This window comes from Exobacillus caeni, assembly GCF_005747095.1.
Taxonomy (GTDB): domain Bacteria; phylum Bacillota; class Bacilli; order Bacillales; family Guptibacillaceae; genus Exobacillus; species Exobacillus caeni.
Map to the genome: position 1 here is coordinate 62,843 of NZ_SWLG01000012.1, position 25,595 is coordinate 88,437.

At 43.8% G+C, this 25,595-nt stretch carries 24 protein-coding genes; 19 read left to right on the forward strand and 5 right to left on the reverse strand.

The features are described from left to right. The first annotated feature begins 154 nt into the window (after positions 1-154). The 10 genes from FCL54_RS16395 to FCL54_RS16440 all read left to right on the forward strand — a co-directional run bounded on the left by FCL54_RS16395 (position 155) and on the right by FCL54_RS16440 (position 12,950). Positions 155-2,329, forward strand: a complete 2,175-nt coding sequence (locus FCL54_RS16395) for a malate synthase G (RefSeq protein WP_138127817.1) — start codon at positions 155-157, stop codon at positions 2,327-2,329. Positions 2,330-2,637: 308 nt separating this feature from the next. Further along, entirely contained in the window at positions 2,638-3,324 is a 687-nt protein-coding gene (locus tag FCL54_RS16400) for a FadR/GntR family transcriptional regulator (protein WP_246055308.1), read from the forward strand. Positions 3,325-3,393: 69 nt separating this feature from the next. Continuing rightward, complete coding sequence (locus FCL54_RS16405) at positions 3,394-4,689, forward strand: FAD-binding oxidoreductase (RefSeq protein ID WP_138127818.1); 1,296 nt, start codon at positions 3,394-3,396, stop codon at positions 4,687-4,689. 1 nt (position 4,690) lies between these two features. Next, positions 4,691-6,091 carry a (Fe-S)-binding protein gene (locus FCL54_RS16410; RefSeq protein ID WP_138127819.1) on the forward strand — a complete coding sequence of 467 codons (1,401 nt, stop codon included), beginning with the start codon at positions 4,691-4,693 and terminating at the stop codon, positions 6,089-6,091. Between the two features lie 5 nt (positions 6,092-6,096). Continuing rightward, a complete protein-coding gene (locus FCL54_RS16415) occupies positions 6,097-7,560 on the forward strand; it encodes an FAD-linked oxidase C-terminal domain-containing protein (RefSeq protein ID WP_138127820.1) in 1,464 nt (487 codons plus the stop codon). Between the two features lie 48 nt (positions 7,561-7,608). Next, positions 7,609-8,385, forward strand: a complete 777-nt coding sequence (locus FCL54_RS16420; protein ID WP_138127821.1) for a fumarylacetoacetate hydrolase family protein — start codon at positions 7,609-7,611, stop codon at positions 8,383-8,385. A 102-nt stretch (positions 8,386-8,487) separates the two neighbouring features. Beyond that, positions 8,488-9,255 (forward strand): IclR family transcriptional regulator, encoded by a 768-nt coding sequence (locus FCL54_RS16425; protein ID WP_138127822.1) that lies wholly within the window; start codon positions 8,488-8,490, stop codon positions 9,253-9,255. A gap of 324 nt (positions 9,256-9,579) precedes the next feature. Then, positions 9,580-11,370: an L-lactate permease gene (locus FCL54_RS16430; RefSeq protein ID WP_138127823.1), complete on the forward strand. Its 1,791-nt coding sequence runs from the start codon at positions 9,580-9,582 to the stop codon at positions 11,368-11,370. A gap of 158 nt (positions 11,371-11,528) precedes the next feature. Next, positions 11,529-11,840, forward strand: coding sequence for a hypothetical protein (locus FCL54_RS16435; protein WP_138127824.1), 312 nt, complete (start codon positions 11,529-11,531; stop codon positions 11,838-11,840). Positions 11,841-12,104: 264 nt separating this feature from the next. Next, the gene (locus FCL54_RS16440; RefSeq protein ID WP_138127825.1) at positions 12,105-12,950 is read left to right on the forward strand and encodes an STAS domain-containing protein; all 846 of its coding nucleotides are present in this window, start codon (positions 12,105-12,107) and stop codon (positions 12,948-12,950) included. A gap of 61 nt (positions 12,951-13,011) precedes the next feature. Here FCL54_RS16440 and FCL54_RS16445 read toward each other — a convergent pair whose 3' ends face one another. Continuing rightward, positions 13,012-13,713, reverse strand: a complete 702-nt coding sequence (locus tag FCL54_RS16445; protein ID WP_138127826.1) for an aspartate/glutamate racemase family protein — start codon at positions 13,711-13,713, stop codon at positions 13,012-13,014. A 142-nt stretch (positions 13,714-13,855) separates the two neighbouring features. Between FCL54_RS16445 and FCL54_RS16450 the strand changes: the two genes are divergently transcribed. Beyond that, a complete protein-coding gene (locus tag FCL54_RS16450; protein WP_138127827.1) occupies positions 13,856-14,470 on the forward strand; it encodes a PH domain-containing protein in 615 nt (204 codons plus the stop codon). Between the two features lie 223 nt (positions 14,471-14,693). After that, positions 14,694-15,332, forward strand: a complete 639-nt coding sequence (locus FCL54_RS16455; protein WP_138127828.1) for a 3'-5' exonuclease — start codon at positions 14,694-14,696, stop codon at positions 15,330-15,332. 146 nt (positions 15,333-15,478) lie between these two features. Here FCL54_RS16455 and FCL54_RS16460 read toward each other — a convergent pair whose 3' ends face one another. After that, positions 15,479-16,168, reverse strand: a complete 690-nt coding sequence (locus FCL54_RS16460; RefSeq protein WP_138127829.1) for a response regulator transcription factor — start codon at positions 16,166-16,168, stop codon at positions 15,479-15,481. A 146-nt stretch (positions 16,169-16,314) separates the two neighbouring features. Here FCL54_RS16460 and FCL54_RS16465 point away from each other — a divergent pair, with 146 nt between their 5' ends. The 7 genes from FCL54_RS16465 (at position 16,315) to FCL54_RS16495 (ending at position 23,816) form a co-directional block, all read left to right on the forward strand. Further along, positions 16,315-17,211 (forward strand): R2-like ligand-binding oxidase, encoded by an 897-nt coding sequence (locus FCL54_RS16465; protein WP_138127830.1) that lies wholly within the window; start codon positions 16,315-16,317, stop codon positions 17,209-17,211. Positions 17,212-17,279: 68 nt separating this feature from the next. After that, positions 17,280-18,773, forward strand: a complete 1,494-nt coding sequence (locus tag FCL54_RS16470) for an aldehyde dehydrogenase family protein (protein WP_425467138.1) — start codon at positions 17,280-17,282, stop codon at positions 18,771-18,773. Positions 18,774-18,822: 49 nt separating this feature from the next. Then, positions 18,823-20,034, forward strand: coding sequence for an iron-containing alcohol dehydrogenase (locus FCL54_RS16475; RefSeq protein WP_138127832.1), 1,212 nt, complete (start codon positions 18,823-18,825; stop codon positions 20,032-20,034). Positions 20,035-20,358: 324 nt separating this feature from the next. Beyond that, positions 20,359-20,958 (forward strand): flavin reductase family protein, encoded by a 600-nt coding sequence (locus FCL54_RS16480; RefSeq protein WP_138127833.1) that lies wholly within the window; start codon positions 20,359-20,361, stop codon positions 20,956-20,958. 114 nt (positions 20,959-21,072) lie between these two features. Beyond that, positions 21,073-21,972, forward strand: a complete 900-nt coding sequence (locus FCL54_RS16485) for an EamA family transporter (protein WP_138127834.1) — start codon at positions 21,073-21,075, stop codon at positions 21,970-21,972. Between the two features lie 189 nt (positions 21,973-22,161). Beyond that, positions 22,162-23,073: an ABC transporter ATP-binding protein gene (locus tag FCL54_RS16490; protein WP_138127835.1), complete on the forward strand. Its 912-nt coding sequence runs from the start codon at positions 22,162-22,164 to the stop codon at positions 23,071-23,073. Continuing rightward, complete coding sequence (locus tag FCL54_RS16495; protein WP_138127836.1) at positions 23,070-23,816, forward strand: ABC transporter permease; 747 nt, start codon at positions 23,070-23,072, stop codon at positions 23,814-23,816. The genes FCL54_RS16490 and FCL54_RS16495 overlap by 4 nt, the downstream gene beginning before the upstream one ends. A gap of 192 nt (positions 23,817-24,008) precedes the next feature. Here FCL54_RS16495 and FCL54_RS16500 read toward each other — a convergent pair whose 3' ends face one another. From FCL54_RS16500 to FCL54_RS16510, 3 genes are all read right to left on the reverse strand, one after another. After that, complete coding sequence (locus tag FCL54_RS16500; protein WP_138127837.1) at positions 24,009-24,455, reverse strand: PH domain-containing protein; 447 nt, start codon at positions 24,453-24,455, stop codon at positions 24,009-24,011. A 132-nt stretch (positions 24,456-24,587) separates the two neighbouring features. Next, the gene (locus FCL54_RS16505; protein ID WP_138127838.1) at positions 24,588-25,031 is read right to left on the reverse strand and encodes a hypothetical protein; all 444 of its coding nucleotides are present in this window, start codon (positions 25,029-25,031) and stop codon (positions 24,588-24,590) included. A gap of 162 nt (positions 25,032-25,193) precedes the next feature. Continuing rightward, positions 25,194-25,544 carry a hypothetical protein gene (locus FCL54_RS16510; RefSeq protein ID WP_171016884.1) on the reverse strand — a complete coding sequence of 117 codons (351 nt, stop codon included), beginning with the start codon at positions 25,542-25,544 and terminating at the stop codon, positions 25,194-25,196. Positions 25,545-25,595: the final 51 nt, after the last annotated feature.

Here is a 25,595-nt window from a genome sequence, read left to right on the forward strand (position 1 = left end):
GAAGCGGCTAAACAAATCAATTCTCATTGCAGCCATTCCATACGAACAGCATCAACGAGATTCGATTTACTGAAGAAAACGGCTCAAGCCACCCTTTCTTCGACAGACCGCTCCCTACTTATCTATCTAACAATTAACCTGAGGAGGATTTTTTATGGCAGATTATATTAAAGTCAATAATCTTCAAGTGGCTCCGGAGTTATATGATTTCATCAATGCAGAAGCGATCCCGGATAGTGGTGTGTCGGCTGACGCGTTCTGGGCGGGATTAGAAGAGATCGTCGCTGACCTCGCTCCGATCAACAAGGCGTTGCTTAAAAAGCGTGACGCGTTACAAGCAAAAATCAATGAGTGGCATAAAGAAAACAAGAATCAATTCGACCTTGATGACTATAAATCCTTTTTATGCAACCTGAACTATTTAGAACCAGAGGCAGAACCGTTTCAAGTGACAACAGAAAACGTAGATGATGAAATTGCTAACCAGGCAGGACCACAGCTAGTCGTGCCGGTGAACAATGCCCGTTACGCGATCAATGCTGCAAATGCCCGCTGGGGAAGCCTGTATGATGCGCTTTATGGAACAGATGCGATCAATGATGAAGGAGGAGCCGAAGCAAAAGGAGCGTATAACCCTATCCGCGGTGAAAAGGTTATTGCTTACGCTAAGAACTTCCTTGATGAAACAGCTCCGTTAGCAGAGGGAAGCTATGCGGATGTAGAATCTTTTAAAATCGCTGAAGGCAAACTGTCTGTTGCCCTGACTACAGGCGAAACAACAGGACTGAAAGACGATTCCCAGTTCGCAGGATACAAGGGGGATTCCACAGATCCAGAAGCAGTGCTTCTTAAGAACAACGGCATCCATCTGGAAATCCAGATCGACCGCAATCATCCGATCGGGCAATCCGACAAAGCAGGTGTAAAAGATATCTATGTAGAATCAGCGTTAACAACGATCATGGACTTTGAAGATTCCGTCGCAGCGGTTGATGCAGAAGACAAGGTGGTTGTTTACCGAAATTATCTAGGATTAATCAAAGGGGATTTGTCGGTCACGTTCCAGAAAGGCAGCAAAACACTTACAAGAACCCTTAATCCTGACCGCAACTATATTTCTCCTGATGGTGAAAAATTAACATTGCCTGGCCGTTCCCTCATGTTCGCGCGTAATGTTGGCCATCTTATGACGAGCAACGCGGTACTGGACCAGGACGGCGAGGAAGTGCCAGAAGGAATCCTCGATACGGTGGTCACAGGATTGCTAGCCAAGCATGATGTGCTGGGGGACGGAAAATACCAGAATTCGAAAAAAGGGTCTGTTTATATCGTTAAGCCTAAAATGCACGGTTCAGAAGAAGTCGAGTTTGCCAACGAGCTGTTCAACCGGACGGAAGACCTTGTCGGCGTGGAGCGCAACACATTGAAAATCGGCGTGATGGATGAAGAGCGCAGAACTACCCTGAACTTGAAGGCGTCTATCAGCAAAGTAAAAGAAAGGATCGCCTTCATTAATACAGGGTTCCTTGACCGTACTGGTGATGAGATCCATACCTCGATGGAAGCGGGACCAGTTATCCGTAAAAATGAGATGAAAGCTTCCAAATGGTTGCAAGGTTATGAAAAATCGAATGTACTCGTTGGCCTTTCCGCTGGCTTCCAGGGTCATGCCCAGATTGGAAAAGGAATGTGGGCGATGCCGGATATGATGGCTGCGATGCTGGAGCAAAAAAGCGGCCAGCTTCAAGCGGGAGCAAATACAGCATGGGTACCATCGCCGACTGCTGCAACGCTTCATGCCCTGCATTACCATAAGGTTAACGTAGCGAGCGTACAACAACAGCTGGCAGAGCTTTCTGAGGATTATACAGATGATATCCTGCAGATTCCTGTTGAGGCAAATCCTGACTGGAGTCCTGAGGAGATCCAGGAAGAGCTGGATAACAACGCACAGGGAATCCTCGGCTATGTTGTCCGCTGGGTAGAGCTTGGTGTCGGCTGTTCGAAGGTGCCGGACATTAATAACATCGACTTGATGGAAGACCGCGCTACACTGCGTATTTCCAGCCAGCATATGGCAAACTGGCTCCACCACGGCATTTGCAGCGAAGAGCAAGTGCTTGAAACATTGAAGCGCATGGCCAAAGTAGTAGATGAACAAAATGCCGATGATCCGGAATATCGCCCGATGGCAAAAGACTATGATAACTCTGTTGCGTTCCAGGCTGCCTGCGATCTTGTTTTCAAAGGATATGAACAGCCGAGCGGTTACACAGAGCCAATCTTGCATCGCCGCCGTATCGAAGCAAAATCAAAGGTTCTTGCATAAAGGAATAAAGGAAAAGTGGCTGGCTCATAAGTGGCTTGCTTCCTCAGCACAGCATCCAGATAAACATTGATACACGTTTATCTGGATTAGGTGTTGGAGGAGCCTGACACTTTGCCTTTTAGTCAACCCGCACTTTTTCCTTTTTTGCTGTTACATATTAAATAGGACTATCGTTATAATTTTTAGAATACTCAAAATATTAAATTGAAACTTAACCCTGAACGTGCTTTAATGAAGTTACTTATCAGATATGTGATTTCAGAAAGGTGGTGTTCCTCCTGAATGTTGAGAAGATCTCTTCTAAGAAAGTGTCAGAGAGGGTTGGAGAGCAAATTGAAAACTTGATCATAACAGGCCATTTTCAATCCGGGGAAAAGCTTCCTTCCGTTCGGGAATTGTGCGAGCTTTTTGATGTTGGTAGGTCAGCTGTAAGAGACGCGATTACCACGATGAAAGGGAAGGGCCTTGTAGATGTTCGGCATGGTGAAGGAACCTACGTTCAATCTTATGATCCAGCTCAGCTTTTTCGTTCAAACATGCTGTTACCGGATATGAAAGATATCGAAGCATTGTTCCAGGTCCGGGCTATTTTAGAAACGGAAATGGTAAAGATGGCTGCTGAAAACCGTACTGAAAAAGACTTAAGAGAGATGGAAAAAACGATTCGCAGGATGAGAACTGCCTGTCACGAAGAAAACGAAACATTAGACTATCATTTTCATAAAACCATCGCAAAAGCAGCGGGCAACCATATCCTTTATCAATTGATGGAGTTCATTTCTTCGACAACACAAAAAGCGATGGTAGACTTCCACGGATACATTGCAGAAGACGAAGCAATACTTTCCAACATTATAAACCAGCATGAGCAAATCTTTGAAAATATAAAACTTGGAGATGGAGAAGGTTCCTCAAAGGTAATGCATATCCACCTTGAAGAGGTTAAAAGGTTGATGCAAAAAAGTATTCTAAACGAAACCGAGTCTTGCCTTTAAGTTAGTAGTTTCCCTTTTTTTAAGAGATGAAAGAAACTGCGTTTGTTATTACGAAACAAAGGGGTGTGTATGTTGGAGTTAAAAGAGGTCATGGATAACAAGATCCTGGCAGATAAAAGGTTTGGCAATACCGGGCTTTCTCTTATTTCGGTAAAAAGCGAAGAGGAAATCGCCGATGTGCTGAGATCTGCGAATGAGAAAGGAAAAACAGTTTCGATCGTAAGCGGAGGAACAAAGCGAGGCTATGGAGGGCTTAAAGAAGAATACGATGTCGTTCTGTCACTGGCAGAATACAGGGGAATCGTAGAGCATACTGTCGGAGATATGACGGTGACCGTTCGACCGGGAACAACGATAGCCGAGCTACAGAACTTCCTTCGTAAGCATGATCAGATGGTTTCGCTCGATCCGAGTTGGCCGGAACAGGCGACGATCGGCGGTGTTATCGCCGCGAATGAGAGCGGTCCCAAACGGTTGAAATACGGATCGGCAAGGGATCTGGTGATAGGGCTCAGAGTAGTCTATCCCGATGGAAGTGTTATTCGTACAGGCGGAAAGGTCGTCAAAAACGTAGCAGGCTATGACATGAACAAATTGTTTATCGGAGCGATGGGAACACTCGGCGCCATTTCAGAAATAACCCTTAAGCTTCGCCCGGTTCCAAAGGATGAGAGCCTCGTTCTTTTATCTGTAAAAGAGGAGCATGTTGACGAGCTCAAGACTTTTGCAATCAAAGTCCAGGATTCCATGGTCGAGCCAGTGACACTTGAACTCGTGAATCCAACCCTCTCAAAACAATTATGGGACAGGGAAGCGTACACACTGTTGATGGGATTCGAGGATGTTCCGAACGCCGTTCAATATCAGGAAGAATGGGTACGGGCACAAAAGCCGAAAGAAGCTGTGATGGATGTACTGCCTGCAAACGAAGCGATGGATTTCTGGAATAGGTTTGCCAACATTGCGCCAAACAGCTTGACTGATAACAGCGAGAATGGAGAAGTAAAAGCTAATCTAAAAATAGGAAGCAAGAACATGCAGGTTATGGACGTTCTGAAGGAAGCGGATCGATTCCAGCGGCAATACGGAGTGACGCTGGCTGCCCACGGCGGGCTTGGCCACGGCTTAACCAATGCATATCTGACAGGCTCGGAGGATCAGATCAAGGCCGTTGTTCGTGAGCTGCGTGATTTTGTTGAAAGTAAGCAGGGGTACGCAGTCCTGAAACATCTTCCGTTCTATCTTCGTGAGGAATTGAACGTTTGGGGCAAGGGCCAGTCTTATCATTTTCTCTTTGAAGGCATCAAAAGAAAAGTTGATCCGAATAACTCGCTGAACCATCAACGCTTTGTAGGGGGGATATAAAATGGCTGTCACTGAAAAGGAACTGCAGGCAAAGCCAGAACCATCCTGTGCTTCGACGAGCTTAAGCAACTACCTGTGGGATGACCATCCGGATGAAAATAAATGGGCCGACTGCGTCCACTGCGGAATGTGTTTGGAATCCTGTCCGACATATTTGGAAACAGGCCAGGAACAGCACTCTCCCCGCGGCCGTGTCCATCTGATCAAGTCAGTAGCAGAAGGAAAGCTAGAAGTGAACGAACAGTTCATGGATCCGGTATTCCAGTGCCTGGATTGCCGGGCCTGCACGACGGCATGTCCGGCTGATGTAGATGTGGGCGGATTGATCGAGGAAGCACGCGGCCAGGTCCGGCAGGCGATGCCTTTAACTGGATGGAAAGGAACCGTCAGCAATTTCTTTTTGAAGGATTTGTTCCCTCACCAAAACCGTTTGAATATGCTCGGCGGATTGTTAAAGTTCTACCAGAAGAGCGGCCTGCAGAACGTTGCTCGTAAAACAGGGGCAATGAAGGTGATGCCAGAGCATCTTGTCCAGATGGAAGCGATCATGCCGGAATTGAAGAAACCAGTGCAGAAGAGATACAAAGATGTGGATGTGATCCCTGCTAAAGGAGAGCCGAAAGCAAGAGTATCGATGCTTACCGGATGTATCATGGACGTGATGTTCAGCGATATCAACCAGGCGACGATCAATGTTCTGACACATAACAACAATGAAGTAGTCCTGCCAAAAAACCAGACCTGCTGTGGTGCCCTACATGTTCATGCCGGCGACAGGGAAACTGGAAAGAAGCTTGCAAAACAAAATATCGAAGCATTTAAAGACGCTGACAAAGTCGTGGTCAATGCGGCAGGATGCGGCTGTGCGTTAAAAGAATATCCGGAGCTGTTCCGTAACGATCTAGAATGGAAAGAAAAAGCAGAAGAGTTCTCTAAGAAAGTTGAAGACATTTCAAAATACTTGTATGATACCGGCTACGAAAAGCCGAAGAGTCCGATCAATAAAAAGATCACCTATCATGACGCATGCCATCTTGCCCATGGCCAGGGAGTTCGCCACGAGCCCCGACAGTTACTGAAAGACATTCCGGGAGTCGAGTATGTGGAACAGCCTAACGCAGATACATGCTGTGGAAGCGCGGGCATCTATAACATCACAAACCCGGAGATGGCAGGAGCAGTGTTAGAAAGAAAAATGGAAAACGTCCCTGATGACGTAGAGATGATCAGCATGGGTAACCCTGGATGCATGCTCCAGATGGCGGTCGGCGTCCAGAAGTACGGCCGAAGGGAAGAAATCGTTCATACGGTTCAACTTTTGGATTGGGCATATCAGGAAGACGAGAAAAACGGTATTGGAAAAAGTTCAGCTCAGCAAACGATAGCTACAGGAAAGGAGTGACTGGAATGCTTTTTGCGAAAAAGAAGAAAAAAATCGACGGAGATAAGCATTATGTAAGCCTGGCGAACATCGTAGGGGAAACGGCGATCCTCTATAAAAAAGAAGATCTCGTATCCTATGATTGTGATGGGTTTACGATTCATAAATCGATGCCAAAAGCAGTCGTCTTCCCGAAGAGCACAGAAGAAGTGGCTGCTGCCGTTAAATACTGCGCAGAGAACAAGATTCCTTTCCTTGCCCGCGGTGCAGGAACCGGTCTGAGCGGGGGAGCGATCCCGCTTAACGGGGAAGTGATCATCAGCCTTGCGAAGATGAAACAGTTGCTGAGCGTCGACTTCGAAAATAGGCAGGCTGTTGTCCAGCCGGGCTTTGTCAACCTGAAGCTGACGAACTCGATCGCCAACAAAGGCTACTATTATGCTCCAGATCCATCTAGCCAGTACGTTTGCACGATCGGGGGAAATGTAGCGGAAAACGCAGGAGGGGCACACTGCCTGAAATACGGGGTAACCACAAACCATATCTTAGGGCTTGAAGTTGTCCTGTCGAACGGAGAAATCATTGAGATCAGCGAAAATGGCATACCGGATGCACCGGGTTATGACCTGCTCGGCCTGCTCACAGGCTCAGAAGGAACGCTCGGTATCGTGACGAAGATTACCGTGCGAATCTTAAAGAACCCGGAAGGAAAGCAAACCGTGCTCGCTTACTTCGATAAGGCAGAAGACGGGAGCCATGCCGTTTCAGACATTATCTCTGCCGGTATCGTACCTGCTGCACTTGAGATGATGGATAAGACAGCGATCGAAGGAGTAGAGGCAGGTACCTATCCTGTCGGTCATCCGAGGGACATCGAGGCACTGCTCTTGATCGAAGTGGATGGTGTTGCTGCCGGTATCGATGAGCAGATCGAAGAAATTTTGAAGGTATGCAAGCAGCGGAATGTAAGAGAAGTAAAGGTTGCTGAAAGTGAAGAAGAAAGAGGGAAATGGTGGGCGAACCGAAAAACAGGCTTCGGGGCGATGGGAGCGATCTCCCCTGATTATCTCGTGCAGGATGGTGTTATACCAAGAAGCCGGCTTCCTAAAGTACTGCAAAACATATCAGAAATCAGCAAGGAATCGGGCTTGCGGATCGCAAACATTTTCCATGCGGGTGACGGCAACCTGCATCCGTTGATCCTGTTCGATTCCAGAATTCCCGGAGAAACAGAAAAAGCGGTTAAGGCTGGAACAGCGTGCTTGAAAGCATGTGCTGATGTCGGCGGTTCCATCACAGGCGAGCATGGGGTTGGGATTGAAAAGATCGAGGAGATGCGATTTATCTTTACGGACGAAGAGCTCGAAGCTCAGACAAAGATAAGAGAGGTATTCAATCCAGAGAACTTGCTAAACAAAGGCAAGCTTTTCCCGACACCGAGCCGTTGTATGGACGTGAAAAAAGTCATCAAAGAAGCTGCAGCAAATTAAAAGGTAATTAATATAGCATTTTAACGAAATAGAAATGGAGTGAAGAGGATGAAATTTACAAGATTCAAACAAGATGGTAACGTGCAGTATGGTGTTGTTACGAATGAAGGGATCAAACCGATAAACGGCAATGTTTTCGGCGAATGGGAATATATAGGGGAAACCGTTTCAGCAGACCAGGTTGAGCTACTAGCACCAGTCGAACCGAACAAAGTGATCGGAATCGGTGCCAACTATGTGGGCAACAAGGAAGAACTTCCTTCCTCTCTTCCCGACATCCCTGTGTTTTTCTTTAAACCGGCATCTTCAGTAGTAGGGCCGGAAACAGACGTTGTTATCCCTGAAGCGATCGAAGAGGTGAAGTTTGAATCGGAACTGGCAGTTGTGATCGGAAAGGAAGCAAAGAACATCTCGAAGGAAGAGGTGCTTGATCATGTTTTTGGATACACGGTCGGAAACGATGTGACAGCACCGCAATTCTTCCATGAAGCTGGCCACTGGACGCTCGGAAAAGCATTTGACACCTTTACCCCGCTCGGCCCTGTTGTTGAAACAGAACTTGATCCGTCAACCGTTTTTGTGAAAGCGGATGTGAACGGGGAACAAAAGCAAAACAGCCCGACCAATCTCATGATCGTTCCGCTGCTGGAGATGGTTTCATACCTATCAAGGGTGATGACACTGCAGCCAGGGGACGTTATTTTAACAGGTAGCCCATTAGGCGCACACTTTGTGGGTGACGGAGATGTTGTCGAATGTAAAATCGATGAGATCGGAACGCTGAAAAATAAACTCATAAAGCTGCCTGTAGCCGTACAATCTTAATATGTGATTCCCTTCACCTCAAGTCTTTTTTCATTCTGTTCAATTATTAGAAGCATCCAGTATGCTATAATAAAGCAGAATAGAGACTTGAGGTGAAACCGTATGGAACGGGTTAATATGGTGAAATCTGTTGGCCGCGCGCTTGAAATCATCGACATAGTCAGTTCGAACAAAAACGGCTGCGGTGTGACAGAAATCGCAAACCAGATCGATATTAATAAAAGTTCTGTGTACAGGATTTTATCTACCTTAGAAAGCCACGGGTATATCGAACAGAATGAAGTAACTGGAAAATATAAAATAGGCTATAAATTCCTGCAGATCAGCTCCAGGTTGTTGGATTCGATCGAACTGCGTGAAGAGGCAAAACCTTTTTTAAAAGAGCTTGAAACACTGACAAACGAAGTTATCCACCTTGTGGTCTTTGATGAAGGTGAGGTCGTTTATCTAGAAAAGCTAGAAGGAAACGAAACATTGCGAATGCATTCGAAAGTGGGGAAACGGGCTCCGATGCACTGTACCTCAGTTGGAAAAGCTATTCTCGCGCATCTGCCTGAACAGAAGGTGAGAGAGGTTCTCGAAGCTAAAGGGATGCCGAGGCACACCGAAAAAACGATCATCGATCCCGACCGATTCTTAGAAGAACTGAAGAAGGTTAAAAACCAGGGATATGCGACTGAAATCGAGGAAAATGAATATGGGATCACATGTATCGGTGCTCCTATTTTCGATAATACCGGAAAGCCGATTGCCGCTTTCAGCATCTCTGGTCCAAGGATGAGAATGACAGATGAAAGGCTTGATTTCTTAAAGGAGAAAGTCATCGAGGCTGCAAAAAATATCTCAGCAAGGCTTGGCAATCCTGCATAACTATTGCTTGTGAAAAAAGGCGAGCGATTCATAACAGTGAGTCGCTACGCCTTTTTTGTTTGGGACTTTTAGGGCGCCAAAAATCAAGGAAAATAGAACTATAAAAATTTTCTAAATATTGTTGAAATTAGAATGTGCTTTAGCTATAATTATTGCGAAAGGTTGTATTATAACAGTAATATGGTTTGTCAAACCGCTGGTGGTTGCTTTTTTTTGGAACAAAACAGAAACCGTGTTTCGTAATACGAAACAAAAGGTGGTGAACTTGTAGAATACGTCGGTTGAAGAGTTGGAAAAATGAAAACTTAGCATGGGAGGACAATAATGAACACTGGATTGTTAGCGCTGTTATCGTTGTTGCCAATTGCTGCTGTGGGTATTTTTCTCGTCGGATTAAGGTGGCCGGCAAGTAAAGCGATGCCGATATCGTACATAATTGCCATCGTACTTGCACTCTTTGTATGGAAAGTTCCGGGAGCGATCGTTGCCGCTGCCTCTGTCAATGGCCTTGTTGTTGCTGCGACACTTCTTTATATTATCTTTGGTGCAATTTTATTATTGAATACTTTGCAGGAAAGCGGAGGTATCAAGACGATTCGGGAAGGGTTCATCGGAATTTCCCCGGACAGGCGTATTCAGGTAATCATCGTAGCCTGGTTGTTTGGATCCTTTATCGAAGGATCAGCTGGATTTGGAACCCCGGCTGCAGTTGCGGTTCCGCTATTAGTAGGATTAGGATTCCCGGCGATGGCAGCTGTTGTTGCGGGAATGGTGATCCAGAGTGTCCCTGTATCCTTTGGCGCTGTCGGTACACCTATCCTTGTAGGAGTTCAAACAGGACTTTCGGCAGACCCGAACATTTCGAGTGATTTTCTGTCCCTTGTTACGATGATTGGAGGAAGGGTTGCACTTCTTCACACGATCGTTGGTACGCTTATCCCGTTATTTGTAGTTGCACTTATGACTAGATTCTTTGGGAAAAACAAGTCGTTCAGAGAAGGGATAAAAGTCTGGAAGTTTGCCCTGTTCGCCGCTTTTTCGATGACTATTCCTTATTTGATCGTGGCCAACGTACTCGGACCGGAGTTCCCTTCTATGGTAGGCGGTCTGGTTGGGTTAGCGATCGTGGTCACGGCTGCTAAAAAAGGATTCTTGATGCCGCCAAAAGAAGAACACTGGGATTTTGAAGAAAAATCGAAGTGGGACCCATCCTGGACTGGAAGGATCGAAATCAAAGACATTACTCACAAAAGCGGCAGCATGTCGATGGTACGCGCCTGGACTCCTTATGTATTAGTCGGATTATTTCTTGTACTCACAAGATTGAAAACGCTGCCATTTTTAGAGTTGATGCAATCATGGGTCGTTTCGATTCCAAATATGTTTGGTACAGAGATAACAGCAAGTTTCCAGCCGCTCTATTTGCCTGGTACCATCTTCATCCTTGTTTCCTTGATCACGTACTTTATCCACCAGATGGATCTATCCGCCTACAAACGGGCGTGGGCTCACTCGGGTAAAACGATGATCGCAGCTTCGACCGCTCTTGTGTTTACCGTTCCTATGGTTCAGGTTTTCCTCAATACGGGAGGGGGAGCGGCAGGATATGAAAAGATGCCGATCGAACTTGCGAATGGTGTTGCATCTTTAACAGGTGATATATGGCCATTGTTTGCCTCTTTCATCGGAGGGATCGGAGCCTTCATCGCAGGAAGTAACACCGTAAGTAACATGATGTTCTCCTTGTTCCAATACGATGTAGGTTCACAGATCGGGGTAGACGCTTCCTGGATCGTAGCGCTTCAAGCAGTTGGCGGAGCGGCGGGAAATATGATCTGTGTGCATAACGTTGTCGCTGCTTCTGCAGTAGTAGGCCTTGTTGGAAAAGAAGGGGACGTTATCCGAAAAACGCTAATCCCGTTCATTTATTATGCAACAGCAGCAGGCGCACTCGGTTACTCGATCGTATGGACAGCTGAAAAAGGTATCTTTAACATCGGAACCATTATCGTTGCCGTCATTGCAGCACTCGCAATCTATGTGATCGCTTCTAACAAAAACAAAACAACGATTGAGACATATAGCAACCAGAAGCCATTTAAACCGGCTAAATAATAAACCTCATAAAAAAGCTAGCTAGTATTCATTTAATTTAATAAAAGTCAAAGAGGCATGCGGGGATGGGGATTCCTGCGTGTCTTTTTGTAATATTCTTCCTTATAGTGTAAAATGGTAATATGTTAGAATTTTCTGTATAATATTGGAGGGATAAAATGGGAGAAACACTGCCGGGCTGGATCTGGGTGATTTACTACCTGTTTTTGACCGTAACACTGACAACGACGTTTTTTTGCCTGTGGAAGAAAAAGCTAGTGGTCCTATGTTTGATCAATCTCTTGTTTGTTGTCCTCGTCCCCGTGGTCAGTTTAGTCAGCAGCATGAGCCGAACGGAAGTAAACGAATTTGAATTTTTAGTGCAATCCTTGTCGCAAGGTGCGTTCTGGGCTATTATCGTGTTTATAGGATACCTTGTCATGTTTATATGGTGGGTGATGTTTTTTAGAATAGAAGAAGAAACCAGATGATAGTCGGATAAACAAAGAGGGCAGTTTCTCCTGATCTGAGAACTGTCCTCTTTTTGGTTTCCTATGGCCGATTTCTCGTAAAACGATTAGTGTACCTTATTCTAGTAATTCAAGGTCAGTTCTTTTTGTTGCTTTCATTTTTTTAGTAAACATTATCCATTTTCCCTATGATCAACACAAGGGGTTGGTTTTTTTAAATATAGCATGTAAAATAGATGTATTGTACTTCTTTAATCCAGACCTGTCTGTAAAGGAGAGGAGAACTTGAGAACCGAAAACATGTTAGTCGACATCAAATCTAGCATTAAACAAAACATTCTTAATAGAAAAGACGAACTACGGGACATTATCAAACAAGAGCGGGAAAGAAAGTATCCGAACAACTTGCAAGAAAAATACGATGCTCTGTTTCAATGGAGAGGCGACCTGATCGAGATGTATGCTGATTCGATCGTAATGGACACACAGGAAGCTGTGAAACATGTGGCAAAATGGGGAAGGGAAGTATCTGAGTTTCTGGTGGAAATCGATATGCCTCTTGATCTTGCCATTGATGAAATCCGTTATTATCGAAACTTTATCGGCGGGATGATCAGGGATATAGCCGAGAACGAAGGCATGGGTCTTAAGGAGTTCTATGAGTTGATCTCCTCCTATGATTCCGTTGTTGACCATGCAGTTCAAATCATAAGTGTTTCTTATATGCAGAAGCACAAAAGTAACCTGCACGCAGCAAAAGCTGAAATCGATGAATTGTCTGTGCCGATAATCCAGGTGTCCCATGACGTGGGTGTTCTCCCTCTTGTTGGAGATCTGGACACGGAGAGAGCTCGATTGTTGATGGATACTGTATTAAGTGAAAGCTCCAAGAAGGGATACAGCTACTTGATCATTGATCTTTCTGGAGTCCCGGTGATCGATACGATGGTATCCAACCAGATTTTCAAGGTCATCAGTGCCTTGAAACTTCTCGGCGTAGAAACAAAGCTAAGCGGAATACGTCCGGAAATCGCCCATACGATGGTTAACCTTGGGATCAGTTTCAAAGATACGTTATCCTTCTCAAGCCTTTATCAAGCTCTTGAGTATATCGGTTTTAAATATAATTAAATGAAACGAATATATAAGTCAGGCACGGAGCAGTAATATAGCTGCCCGTGCCTTTTTAATCCTATTGCTCATTTTCTTTCAACGCTTTATGCACAGCCTCCACAGCATGGATTACGGTCGTATCAAACAACGGAACCGCAGAATCTTCCTCTTTTACGAGTAAGCCGATCTCTGTACAGCCTAAAATGATTCCTTCTGCCCCGGTGTGAATAAGACCTTCCATCACCTTTTTAAAATAATTTCTTGATGCGGTACTTATATGGCCAAGGCAAAGTTCTTCAAAGATCACTTTGTTTACAGCCTCGCGTTCCTGTTTTTCAGGCACTAAAATGTTTATGCCGTGTTTTTCAATGCGGGATTTGTAAAAGTCCTGTTCCATCGTATATTTTGTCCCAAGCAATCCAACTGTTCGGAGCGATCGCTGTTTAATTTGGGTGGCGGTGGCATCAGCGATATGCAGGACTGGAATGTTGACTCTTTTTTCAATAGCTTCTACTACCCTGTGCATCGTATTCGTACATATGACCAGAAAGTCTGCACCCGCTTTTTCAAGAGCGTAAGCAGCATCACCAAGTACCTTCCCGGCCTGCTCCCAGTTTCCGTCCTGCTGATACCGTTCTATCTCCTCGAAATCCACACTGTAAAGAAGGCATTTTGCCGAGTGAAGACCGCCTAACCGTTGTTTTACTTCCTGGTTGATAATCCGGTAATATTCGGCGGAAGATTCCCAGCTCATTCCGCCGATAAGTCCAATTGTTTTCATTCATCTGCCCCCTGATCTTAACGCTTACTTATCCTTCATACTTCCATAATCTAGTGGTGGAATCCTTTTTTAATGGGGAGTGATATTATGAATCTATGTTATACTTTATTTGTAATTTAACGGAAATGAGAGGATGGTTGGTATGTTTAAAAAAGTAGCCGCAGACGCTCTCGGATTAAGTGACCTTGGCAGTGTTATCTCGCCAGCAGACTATGATAAAACAGATGCTGATGACTATGTGATGCATGAAGACGGAGAGAAGATATACTTTCTGATCAAATCGAAATCAGATGAGTATTGCTTCACGAACAAAGCGTTGATCCATCTGGACGGCACAAGCGCGACCAGCAAGAAGAGAACTTTATACCGTTATAACTATTATGCAAAATCTGTATCGGAAGTAGCGCTTGAAACGGCTGGAACGATCGACCTTGATGTGGAAATAAAATTCAAGCTCGGCAGCCAGGCATTTTCGATCGACGTACATAAAAAGCACATTTCAGAGGTAAAAGATCTATACAAAACGTTGTTGAAAATGGAAGAGATCACACAGGATAACAAGATTTACCTTGGCTTTGCTAGTCAAAGCCTGGAACTTGCTTCATCAGCACTCAGCCAGAGCAGAAGTAATGAAGGAAGCCTATCTAAGGAATTCAGTGAAATTAACCAGAACGCATTTGACTGGCTATCGAGACAAAAAGAACAATATACAAAGAAAGACTACGGTCACGTTTTTGAGCTTTTTATTAATAACTGATCGGGGAGCAGGCTGCGGCCTGCTTTTTGTGTGCATAAATAGGATCGGAGGCAGAGTTGAAAGTAAAATATGCGAAGTTGAAAATAAATCTCGGAAAGTTGAAAGTATCCCCCTGTTTTACCATAAATCCACTACTTTTATATTTTACTAGTAAGATAGAAGGGTTAAAATCGGGGCCAAACGGGTGTAAAATGGTAGTATTGGAAACATAAGGAGGACGAAAATGGATTTTATTGCGATAGATTTTGAAACAGCCAATTCCTCCCGGGCAAGCGCATGCTCGATTGGACTGGTAGAATACGAAAACGACGAGTACAAAGACGATTATTATACATTGATCAAACCGATAGATAACTATTTTAGCAGTATGAATACCGCGATCCATGGCATTACAGCTGAGGATGTGAAAGATGCGGAGGAGTTCCACACTCTCTGGGATAAAGAAATTCGGGAAAGGCTTGAAGGCAAGCTGTTGGTCGCCCATAACGCGAGCTTCGATATGAGCGTTCTTCGGAATGTGCTGGATGCGTACAATCTGCCCCATCCCAACCTTACGTACAACTGCACCGTCAATATCAGCAAGAAAACATGGACAGACCTGGAGAACCATAAGCTGAACACCATCGCGAAACACCTTGGCATTCGCTTCGATCACCACCATGCATTAGAAGATGCACATGTGGCAGCGCAGGTCTTTATGGAAGCGCTGAATCATCACGCTTCACCTCACTTAGATGACCTGTTGAAAAAGACCGGGATCACGAACGGCATGATCAGTGAGACGGGCTATACGCCGGCACGGCTCAGCAAGCCAAAGCCGAGAGCGAAAAACGCGCGGTCCAGACAGAGGGTATGGAGATAGATTGATAGCTGGCAAATAAAAAAAGCAGGTAGCGGCCTGCTTTTTTTTCGTATAAGAAAGTTTAACTTTTATAGTCTCAATGTCGTTAATAAGTCGCAACTACGCCTCTGTCTTCGTATCATGACTCGCCAATCGAGGTGTTTTCATTATTGTATGATCCCTTTTCGAAGTGCGATAGCGACTGCTTCTGTCCGGTTTCTAGCGTCAAGTTTGCGGGAGATGGCCGTTAGATAGTCTCTTACTGTAAACTCGCTGATCTCAAGACGCCCGGCGATCTCTTTCGTGCTGCAGCCGTTTGATAAAAGCTGCAGAATATCGCATTGCCGTTCGCTGAAATGGAGAAAATCTTCATGCTGTTTTGTTACTTTAAAAATAGATTCTGTAAGATGCTGAAAGTAATTTTCAAGCTGCCTGATAAGCTTTCGGTCGATCTGCCCGTTAAAGCGGTCGATAAACACGCAGCCGATCGATACATCCTGATGGCTGAGAGGAATAACTAGAAGAGAGGAAAGGGAGAACATGTTAACATATTTTTCAGGAAACGAAAATGTAGAGTTATTGATCACGATAAATTGGGACTTGTTTTTGACTAAAGCAGAATAGACATGCGGAATCGATCGGACATCCTCCCTGACTTCGTGAAAGGATTTCACCTTGCTTCCTTCAATGAACAGCACCCCTTCTCCAACATTAGTAAGAGGCGAATATGTAAAAATAGAAGCCCTCTGAAAAGGAAAAAGGGTCACCCCGCCTACCATTAATTTTTCAATTCTTCTAATAGGATCTTTTATTTGTTTTGCACTATTAATATAATCTTCTACCTTCTCGACAATCATCGACAGAATCAACCCCTACATTTTTAGTGATTGTAACGGTTCAACAAAATATTTAAGATAGAAATGTAAGCCTTTACATGTCAGAATTTTCTAAAATAAGTATACGTTATTTCCGCTTTTAATTCAATTGAAAGGGGGACGAGCCGATGGGCAGGAACGAAATAATCACTACAAGCAAAAGGGGGCTCCGTGAAGATTCTTTTCCGTACCGGCTCTATCAAAAGGCGAAGAAGTTCGGCACCTGGAATCCATCAGACATCGATTTTTCAAAGGATAAAGAGGACTGGAAGACACTGTTGCCGGAACAGCAAGAACAGATCTTAAAGCTCATCTCACAGTTTCAGGCAGGAGAAGAAGCGGTGACACTGGACCTGCTGCCGTTAATCATGGTCATTGCGAAAGAAGGGAGAATCGAAGAGGAGATCTTCTTGACGACCTTTTTATACGAGGAAGCAAAACATACCGAGTTTTTCCGGATTGTGTTGAATACGCTAGGGGCAAAAGACGACCTATCACACTATCATACACCGACATATCGAAAAATCTTCTATGAGATTTTGCCGGAGGCGATGGAAAAACTGGTTCACGACCATTCTCCAGAAGCAATGGCCGAAGCTTCTACTGTTTATAACATGTTTGTCGAAGGGGTTCTTGCAGAAACAGGATATTTTTCCTTCTACAATTCTCTTGATGCGTTGGGGAAAATGCCGGGACTGATGAAAGGGATCGGCTATCTGAAAAAGGATGAATCGCGCCATATCGGCTACGGTACATACTTGCTCCAGAGACTTATTTGCGAGAAGCCTTCGATCTACGAGCTTGTGGTCAAAAAGATGCAAGAACTAGCGCCTCTTTCGGTGAAATTAAACGAAGAAGGGATGAACGGCCAGGAAGTGACGAGCTTCGGCGGAACGCTCGAAGACACGGTAGCTTTTTCCCAGAAACAAATTAACGCCCGCATGGAGGTCATTGGAAGAGCAAGGTATAAGAGCCTTGATGAAATCTATAAAACAACTGACGCAGAGGTTGGCGTAACGAGTTAGAAAGGAAACAAACTATTGCTAAGGAGGTAATCATAGTGACGGTAAAAGTAGATGTAAAAAGCTTTCCGATGTTTATCAATGGACAGTGGGTGGCTTCACAGTCAGGGGAAACCTTTGATGTGTTGAATCCGGCGACAGGAGACGTAGTCGCAAAGGTTGCAAAAGGCAACGAAGCGGATGTGGACAACGCGGTAGAAGCTGCAAAGCAGGCTTTTGAAAATCAAGAATGGCGCGAAATGAAACCGAAGGATCGCGCGAATGTATTGAACGCGATCTCCCATCAGATCGTTGCCCATGCGGAAGAACTTGTTTATCTAGAGGTAATCAGCTCGGGAGGCACGGTGAGAAGGGTGTCCTCGAACGATATCCTTCAGATGGCTGACCTGTTTCAGCAGATGGCAAGCTTTGTAGTCGACTATCCTTTTTCAGAGACACTTCCTGTACCGCCGTTCCCGGGGCCATCACACAACTTCGTATGGAGGGAACCGATCGGAGTCTGTGCTGCCATCACACCATGGAACATGCCGATGCTGATCGCGTCATGGAAGATCGCACCCGCTTTAGCGATGGGAAATACGATCGTAATCAAGCCGGCAAGCTATACGCCTTTAACGACACTGAAGCTAGCAGAAATTATTTCGAACGTCGTCCCTCCTGGTGTAATTAATGTGGTCACGGGACCCGGGAAAGAAGTTGGCGAATACCTCGCTGGCCATCCTGGTGTGGATAAGATCGCGTTTACTGGATCGACAGAAGTAGGAAGGGAAATCATGAAGCTTGCTTCTGCGACTATCAAGAATACGACGCTTGAGCTTGGTGGCAAGTCACCGAATATCCTGCTGGAAGATGCAGATCTTGAAGTTGCCATTCCGGGTAGCCTTTTCGGTGTGTTCCTCCACTCAGGACAGCTCTGTGAATCAGGGACGAGGCTGTTTGTGCCGGACACCATCTACGAAGACGTTGTGAAAGCACTGGTCGAGAACGCGAAAAAGCTGAAGCTAGGAAATCCTCTCGATCAGGAGACAGACATGGGACCAGTTGTTTCAGAGAAACAGCGTGATACGATTTTATCCTATATCGAGACAGGAAAAAAAGAAGGTGCTACATTAGCATACGGCGGAAACGAAGTAACTATAGAGGGTTGTGAAGGCGGCCATTTCATCGAGCCTACCATCTTTACGGATGTAACGAACGACATGAAGATCGCCCGGGAAGAGATATTCGGACCGGTCCTTTCGGTAATCCGCTATTCCACTGTAGAAGAAGTGATCGATCTCGCCAACGATACGATCTACGGTCTGGCTGCCGGAGTCTGGACTAGAGATGTTAACAAAGCTTATGACATAACCCGGAAACTAAAGGCAGGGGTTGTCTGGATCAATGATTGGCACATGCTTCGCAATGATGCGCCGTTCGGAGGATACAAACAGAGCGGTATCGGCAGGGAGATGGGCAAGCATTCGCTTGATGCATATACACAGCTCAAGCATGTGCATACATCGATGGTGCCGCAGGTCGAGAAGAGAAGCTGGTATCAAATTTTATTTTCCCAGCCGGAGTAAAGTCAAATTGGAAACACAGGAATTTAAAATCTATTAGCGGGGTGGTTTCATGTTAAAAACAACCTTTTCCCAGTTCATGCTAAGAACAGGAATTTACAGTGGATCTAACACACGGGCGATGATTCCTGACCTTTTCCGAGGACTGGGTGCAAAAAGAGTCATTCTTTTCAGTGATAGAGGATTAGAGAAGGCTGGTATTGTAGAGAAAGTAGCACAGATATTTGATTTAACGTCGCATGGTGTCGGTCCCGAGCTGGTCGGTACATTTCTGGACATCACACAGGATGCAGAGAGCAGTACTGTTAATGAAGCGACTCGCTACGCGAGAGAGCTCGGAGCAGATGCACTGCTTGCAGTAGGCGGAGGAAGTGTACTTGATACGGTAAAAGGAGTTAAATACTCCCTTCATAACGGCCTTACCGATATTAAAGAAGCGATACCAGGGGGATTCAAATACGAAACGTTCCCTGAAGCGAGTTACATTCCTATCCCGCATATTTCTGTTCCGACAACAGCAGGAACTGGCTCTGAAGTTTCACCGATCGCCGTTATTTATAATGAAGAGATTCAATTGAAAACGAACTTGATCAACCCGTTCATCGCTGCTGATATGGCGGTATTGGATCCTGACCTAACAGTATCGCTACCAGCAGGAATCACAGCGTTCACCGGGTTCGATGCCTTAACACATGCAATCGAGGCACTTGCTTCCCCGACTGCAACATCCATCACGGATGCCCATGCACTTCATGCGATTCGCTTGATCGAACAAAACATCCAGACTGCAGTGGAAGAAGGTACGAACGTGAATGCGAGGATGGAGATGCTTCAGGCGAGCTTGATGGGGATCACTGCTTTCAGCTTCGCTTTGAATGCGATCCCGGTGCATAACTTTGCACACGCGTATGGAGCATTGTTCCGAATTCCGCATGGCCTGGCAAATGCAGTATTCCTGCCGGTTGTCATGGAAAGCATTCCACAGCTTTATCTTCCGAAGATTAAAGAACTGGCACAGGCCTTGTCTGTCGAGAACGAAGGTAACCCTGAGGAAGTGCTTAGCGCAGTAGTCGAAAAGATCAGGGCACTTCAACAACAGGTAGGTCTGCCAGCTGACTTTGAAAGCTTTCATTTGTCAGGGGAAGACCTCGATAGAACAGTAGCGGCAGTTGCTTCCGATCCAGCGGCAGTCGCGTTCCCGATGCCAGCAGAGCTGATTCGTGCAGTTGGAGAAAGAGTCGTCCCGTTAAAAGTGAAAAGCTAAGGATTATGAAAAAAGTCTTCCTCGGGAGGGCTTTTTTTATGTTAGGGAGAGGCCAGGTTTGTCGAAAAATCGATAAATTGGGATTTTCGTAGATATATTTCTTAATTCGAAGATAAAAACAAAAACTCGTAGATAAATTCTGTTTTTCGAAGATATATCTTAAGATTCGAAGATATATCCTGATACTTCCAGAAAACCTCAGCAAAAACATAAAAGGGCGATACGAAAATACCTTTCAATTTATGCAAAGACGGAAAATTGGTACTATTAAGGTAGATTATTGATGGAGAAATAAGTAACGTACCTATAGAAGGAGCGAAGCAAATGAACATAGACCCAAATGAAATTTCCGGAAAAGAACTTTACAAATTATTGATCGGCTCCGTGATACCACGTCCTATCGCCTGGATATCAACAGAGAGCAAAGAAGGTGTATTCAACCTCGCTCCGTTCAGCTTTTTTACAGTTGCCTCTGCAAAGCCTCCCATGTTATGTATTTCGATAGCTGCGCAAGGAAAAGGGGAACGAAGAGGAACGGTAAAGGACACGCTCGCAAACATCCGCGAACAGGAAGAATTCGTCATCAACTTCGTACCGTTCGAGCTGACAGAACCGATGCACAAAAGCTCTGCTAATCTGCCGAGTGAATCGAACGAATTTGAATATGCTGAAGTTACACCTGTGAAAAGTGTGAAAGTAAAACCTCCTGGCGTAGAAGAAAGCCCGATCAAAATGGAGTGTAAGTTAGACCAGATTATACGAACTGGCTCAAACTACCTTGTTATCGGAGAAATGATCCACTATTCGATCAAGGATGAATTTTATGCTGGAAATTACAAAACAGATATTGAAAAATTGAACCCTCTTGCAAGATTAGCTGGTAATTATGCCGGCTTAGGGGATATATTTGGATTAAGCGATTAAGAGGGAGTTGTCTTCCTAAAACAATAAGCACAATTTTGCTCCGCTCACCTTCATGTGCGGAGTTTTAAAGTGTTAAGATAGCTTTAGAAGAGAATCTTTGAGAGGGGGGCTTTTATGAAATTTAAAGGAATCCCGTTGGTTTTAACAGGTGCTGCAAGCTTTGGGTTCACACCTATCTTTGTTAAAAAAGGATTTGAATATGGTTATTCCCTTGGAGATTTAATCATCACCCAAATGTTTCTGGCTATGGTCCTCTTTTGGGTGATAACTCTATTGAAAGGTTTGAGTATAAAGGACATTACAAGGAAAGAAATCATACAGATCATTGCGGTAGGCACATCCGTTGGTTTAACGAGTGTCTTTTATTATGCAGCTTTACAGTATTTATCGGCTTCACTTGCTATCATTCTTCTCTTTCAGTTTGTTTGGATCGGCATGATTTATGAGTGGATTTTTGACAATAGCAAACCGACCCGGGTTAATTTGATTTCTACTCTAGTAACCTTAACAGGTGTTTTCTTTGCCTCAAATATTCTAGGTGGATCGGGTATGGATCTCCCCCTTATCGGACTGTTGCTGGGATTGTTGTCGGCTGTTTCGTATGCGGGTTTTATTTACTTTAGCGGGCAGGTTTCTACTAAAACGAATCCTGTTGTCCGAAGCGCTTTGATGGTAACTGGCTCATTGTTACTTGTCTCATTGATTTTCCTTAGAGACATACCAACAGTTCCGCTTGCTGATGTACGGCTTTTGGGTATCGGATTGGGAGTTGCTTTAGTTGGGGCAGTACTCCCGACTTTGTTCTTTGCGATTGGAGCGCCACTTATCCCGGGCAGGTTGGCGAATGTTTTAAGTTCCATCGAATTGCCTGTCGCGATCATTTCAGCGATGGTTATTCTATCTGAACAGGTGAATCTGCTGCAGTGGTTAGGGATCGGATTAATTATACTGGCCATTTTTATTAATGAGTTCGGGGAGAAATTTTTAAGTAGAAAAAGATATTTGGCGAATTGAAGTTGTTCAATTGACCAGGAATATCGGTTTTAAGCAAAACACCGTCCAAGTGCGGTGTTTTTTCTTTTAGAGGCGATTTTTTTTAAAAAAAATTAGCTAGTAACTTAACAGGGGGGATTTAAAAAATTGCAACTATTTTAATTGTCAACCGTATACAATAAATGAGTAAAAACAAGGAGGGGATTCTCTTTGGATTCCGTTATTACTGTAAAGCAGCTGCGGAAGCAATATGGGGATGTGGATGCTGTAAAAGATGTGTCGTTTTCAGTTGGCAAAGGAGAGATATTTGGGATCATTGGGCCGAACGGTGCAGGTAAAACAACGACGATCGAGATTTTAGAAGGGATCAGGAAACGCGACGGAGGGGAAGTCCAGGTTCTCGGAATGGACCCGGAAAAGAACCGCAGGAATTTGAATGCCAGAATAGGCGTCCAGTTTCAGTCAACCGCAATCCAGGAGAAAATAAAAGTTAAAGAAGCACTTGATCTCTTTTCATCTTTTTATCCCAACAATGATAATCTCGGGGATCTGATTGAAAAACTCGGGTTAGATGAAAAGATGGATGTCTATTTTGAGGATCTGTCGGGAGGGTGGAAGCAGCGTGTGACACTGGCACTTGCAACATTACATAGCCCCGAGATCGTTTTTCTGGATGAACCGAGTATGGGTCTTGATCCGCAGGCAAGAAGAGATCTCTGGGATATTATTCACTATTTGCGTGACAGGGGATCAACAATAATCGTGACTACCCATTACATGGAAGAAGCAGAAAAGCTGTGCGATCGGATCGCGATGATCTACGGTGGTAAACTAGAAGCACTTGGAGAACCGAAACAGCTTCTTGAAGACCTTGCGACAAAGTATTTATCTTTCTATTCGAGAGATGCAGACGAAAATATCCTTTCTAGATTGCCTGGTGTGATTTCCCTTGAGAACACAGAGGGGCATTACCGGATCATGACAGAACAGCTTCAAAGAACGTCTTACCATCTGTTTAAAGAAGGGGAAGAGCGGAACTGGACGATCGAAGGTTTCCAGTTCGAAAGAGGAACCCTCGATGATTTGTTCGTCCACCTGCTTCATAAGGAGGAAACGGCATGAATAGCCTATTAAAAGTAACGAAAACAGAAATCGTTCTGTTTTTCCGTGATAAAACAACTGTATTCTGGACCTTTTTATTCCCGGTGATCATGATCTGGCTGTTCGGTTCGATGTTTGGCGACCAGAAGATCAACGGACTTTCCTACAGCAGTGTGTATATTCCTTCCTGGATCGCAGTTAATATCATGACGGTTTCCTTTTTTACACTTGGGACAGTGCTTGCGAATTACAGGGAAAAGGGGATCCTCCGGCGTTATCAGCTCACACCGATCAAACCCTGGAAAATTCTAGCGGCCCATACGATCCAGGGAGCTGTCATCTTTGGCATTAGTGCAATCGTCATCTTTCTGTTCGGGTATTTCTTCTATGATCTTCAGCTGCCGGCATATATCGGAAGTACGTTTGGCGCGCTTCTGTTGAGTCTTATCTGCTTCTTCCCGTTCGGACTGTTGATGACATCACTCGCAAAAGACACGAAATCAGCAGCGGCGATAAGCTCATTGCTGTTAAACTTGATGCTGTTTTTATCGGGGGCCACCTTTCCTCTCGAAGTGATGCCGCAAGTCCTTCAGTATGTGGCTAAAATTCTGCCTCTTTATTATGTTGTTGAGCTGCTTCGTGCCACCTGGAACACATCTCCGCTCTGGGATAACGGTGTGGATGTACTCGTTCTTTTCTTAATAGGGGTTGCATCGATATTTCTTTCTACAAAATTTTTCCGATGGAGCGGGCAGAAAGTATAACTTAACCTTTTGATGTCTTTACACCTTGTAAGTGGGAGGGCGTTTTGAGGTGCAAAATAAGAAATAGCAAAGAAATTGGCACGCTAACTGACAACAGTATTGGCGTGCCTTATTTAAAAATTTTTAATTTATGACATAGGTAATAATAGGCGGCTTTTTATTAAAGTAAAGTAACCATTACTTTAAGTATATTTATTCACAAACTTGTATTTTTACGTTTTGACATCTTTTTTTTAATTCAGTAATAAACTCTCTTTTATTTCTGGGTGAAATTTTGATACTTCCCATAAATGTTGTGTTATTGAAAATTTCAATCGCATCCCTGGATGACAATATTCTATGCCCAATAAAGATTGAAGTTGTAGGTGATACCTTCATTACACTTTCATATGGAATTCGACTTCTAAATGGTCCACCTTTTATAAGTAAATAATCAGTATAAAAAATATACTTAACCGAAAAAGCAGTCCATAAAATAAAACTTATCACAATAAGGAATGATGAACTAAGAATTAGAACCACTGGTAATTGAGTGCCGCCTTCCGTGAATAATGGAAAAAATGATACTAAAGCAATAACGAGCACTACAATCAACGTAAAGTTGATAAAAAATGCATCTACTTTTGAATGAAAAACCATAAAGAAATATCACCTCCAAGATAAATATTGTCTTTGATACATTTCAAAAAATCTAAAGTTTCATCTTGTTAAATTAAGCTGCCCTTTAACTTAATAAGGAACTGCCACAATAAGTTGAACAACTCAACAATTCTAGCGTCGCGACAATTCATATTTTAAAAACGAGAGCATAACTGCCAAAGTTACACCGATAAAAAAAGTAATCCCATTGAAGTACAATTTATTTGTAAATTGACTAAACCAACCGATTTTATCAAAATACCACAGACTTTCTAAGCTTTTTTCAACACTTTGAACATATAAGATTTCAGCAATTAACAGCAATACTGCCGCAACCAGAGAACCAATCAAAATCCACTTTTTTCCCGTAAAAACTTTATAAGAAATTTTATAAATCCAATACAGAAAAGCTAAGTAAAGTAGTATTGTTGGAATCATTATTAAGATTGCGGGATTTCCGTTTCCAGAGGGATTAGTTGGATCGGCGGTCATTTTATAGATTAGAAAGAAGCCTATAGCTGAAAGGACACCAAAAAATAAAAGAGGCACCACATCGCTTTTAAAGCCTTTATACATCGATGACTTTCACTCCAATTAGAAATATTTCTTAACTAAAGAGACGAGTCGGAGGTATAAAAGTTTCAAATTCTAATTTAATTAGTTTTAACTTTTAACTTCTTAAACTAAACTGCCCCGTTTTTTTATAAGAATAGAGCTACTTCCAAATCCTATAATTATTTACTCGATCAAATAAAATCGCGTGTATACGTAATATCCATCAATCACTATTTCTCCAGTTCCATCTTCTTGAAGGTGGTAACTTGCTTCTTTACTGCTTCTATCATCACTTAACACAAGACTATATACTGAACCTGGACCTTCCCAGGTGTCTGTGCGTTTTGAATTGTTTATCTCTGAAATGATTTCATTTACTTTTTCTTGATTAGTTGTTTCATATAATACTTTATCAGTTGAGGTGTTTATAACAGAAACGTTATTGTAGTTTTCATTTATCAAAGGCTCTTTACTACACGCAACAAGCGATAAACACATTAATATAGTCAAAATAACAACTTTTCTATGGGTCATTGAAGTTAACCTTCCTAAGTTTTATTGAAAAAATCTTATTAAACAAAAATG

Bases quoted from the DNA above. Each gene is read 5' to 3' on its own strand.
- FCL54_RS16395 (WP_138127817.1), top strand. From the start codon at position 155: ATGGCAGATTATATTAAAGTCAATAATCTTCAAGTGGCTCCGGAGTTA.
- FCL54_RS16405 (WP_138127818.1), top strand. From the start codon at position 3,394: ATGTTGGAGTTAAAAGAGGTCATGGATAACAAGATCCTGGCAGATAAA.
- FCL54_RS16410 (WP_138127819.1), top strand. From the start codon at position 4,691: ATGGCTGTCACTGAAAAGGAACTGCAGGCAAAGCCAGAACCATCCTGT.
- FCL54_RS16415 (WP_138127820.1), top strand. From the start codon at position 6,097: ATGCTTTTTGCGAAAAAGAAGAAAAAAATCGACGGAGATAAGCATTAT.
- FCL54_RS16420 (WP_138127821.1), top strand. From the start codon at position 7,609: ATGAAATTTACAAGATTCAAACAAGATGGTAACGTGCAGTATGGTGTT.
- FCL54_RS16425 (WP_138127822.1), top strand. From the start codon at position 8,488: ATGGAACGGGTTAATATGGTGAAATCTGTTGGCCGCGCGCTTGAAATC.
- FCL54_RS16430 (WP_138127823.1), top strand. From the start codon at position 9,580: ATGAACACTGGATTGTTAGCGCTGTTATCGTTGTTGCCAATTGCTGCT.
- FCL54_RS16435 (WP_138127824.1), top strand. From the start codon at position 11,529: ATGGGAGAAACACTGCCGGGCTGGATCTGGGTGATTTACTACCTGTTT.
- FCL54_RS16445 (WP_138127826.1), bottom strand. From the start codon at position 13,713: ATGAAAACAATTGGACTTATCGGCGGAATGAGCTGGGAATCTTCCGCC.
- FCL54_RS16450 (WP_138127827.1), top strand. From the start codon at position 13,856: ATGTTTAAAAAAGTAGCCGCAGACGCTCTCGGATTAAGTGACCTTGGC.
- FCL54_RS16455 (WP_138127828.1), top strand. From the start codon at position 14,694: ATGGATTTTATTGCGATAGATTTTGAAACAGCCAATTCCTCCCGGGCA.
- FCL54_RS16460 (WP_138127829.1), bottom strand. From the start codon at position 16,168: ATGATTGTCGAGAAGGTAGAAGATTATATTAATAGTGCAAAACAAATA.
- FCL54_RS16465 (WP_138127830.1), top strand. From the start codon at position 16,315: ATGGGCAGGAACGAAATAATCACTACAAGCAAAAGGGGGCTCCGTGAA.
- FCL54_RS16470 (WP_425467138.1), top strand. From the start codon at position 17,280: ATGTTTATCAATGGACAGTGGGTGGCTTCACAGTCAGGGGAAACCTTT.
- FCL54_RS16475 (WP_138127832.1), top strand. From the start codon at position 18,823: ATGTTAAAAACAACCTTTTCCCAGTTCATGCTAAGAACAGGAATTTAC.
- FCL54_RS16480 (WP_138127833.1), top strand. From the start codon at position 20,359: ATGAACATAGACCCAAATGAAATTTCCGGAAAAGAACTTTACAAATTA.
- FCL54_RS16485 (WP_138127834.1), top strand. From the start codon at position 21,073: ATGAAATTTAAAGGAATCCCGTTGGTTTTAACAGGTGCTGCAAGCTTT.
- FCL54_RS16495 (WP_138127836.1), top strand. From the start codon at position 23,070: ATGAATAGCCTATTAAAAGTAACGAAAACAGAAATCGTTCTGTTTTTC.
- FCL54_RS16500 (WP_138127837.1), bottom strand. From the start codon at position 24,455: ATGGTTTTTCATTCAAAAGTAGATGCATTTTTTATCAACTTTACGTTG.
- FCL54_RS16505 (WP_138127838.1), bottom strand. From the start codon at position 25,031: ATGTATAAAGGCTTTAAAAGCGATGTGGTGCCTCTTTTATTTTTTGGT.
- FCL54_RS16510 (WP_171016884.1), bottom strand. From the start codon at position 25,544: ATGACCCATAGAAAAGTTGTTATTTTGACTATATTAATGTGTTTATCG.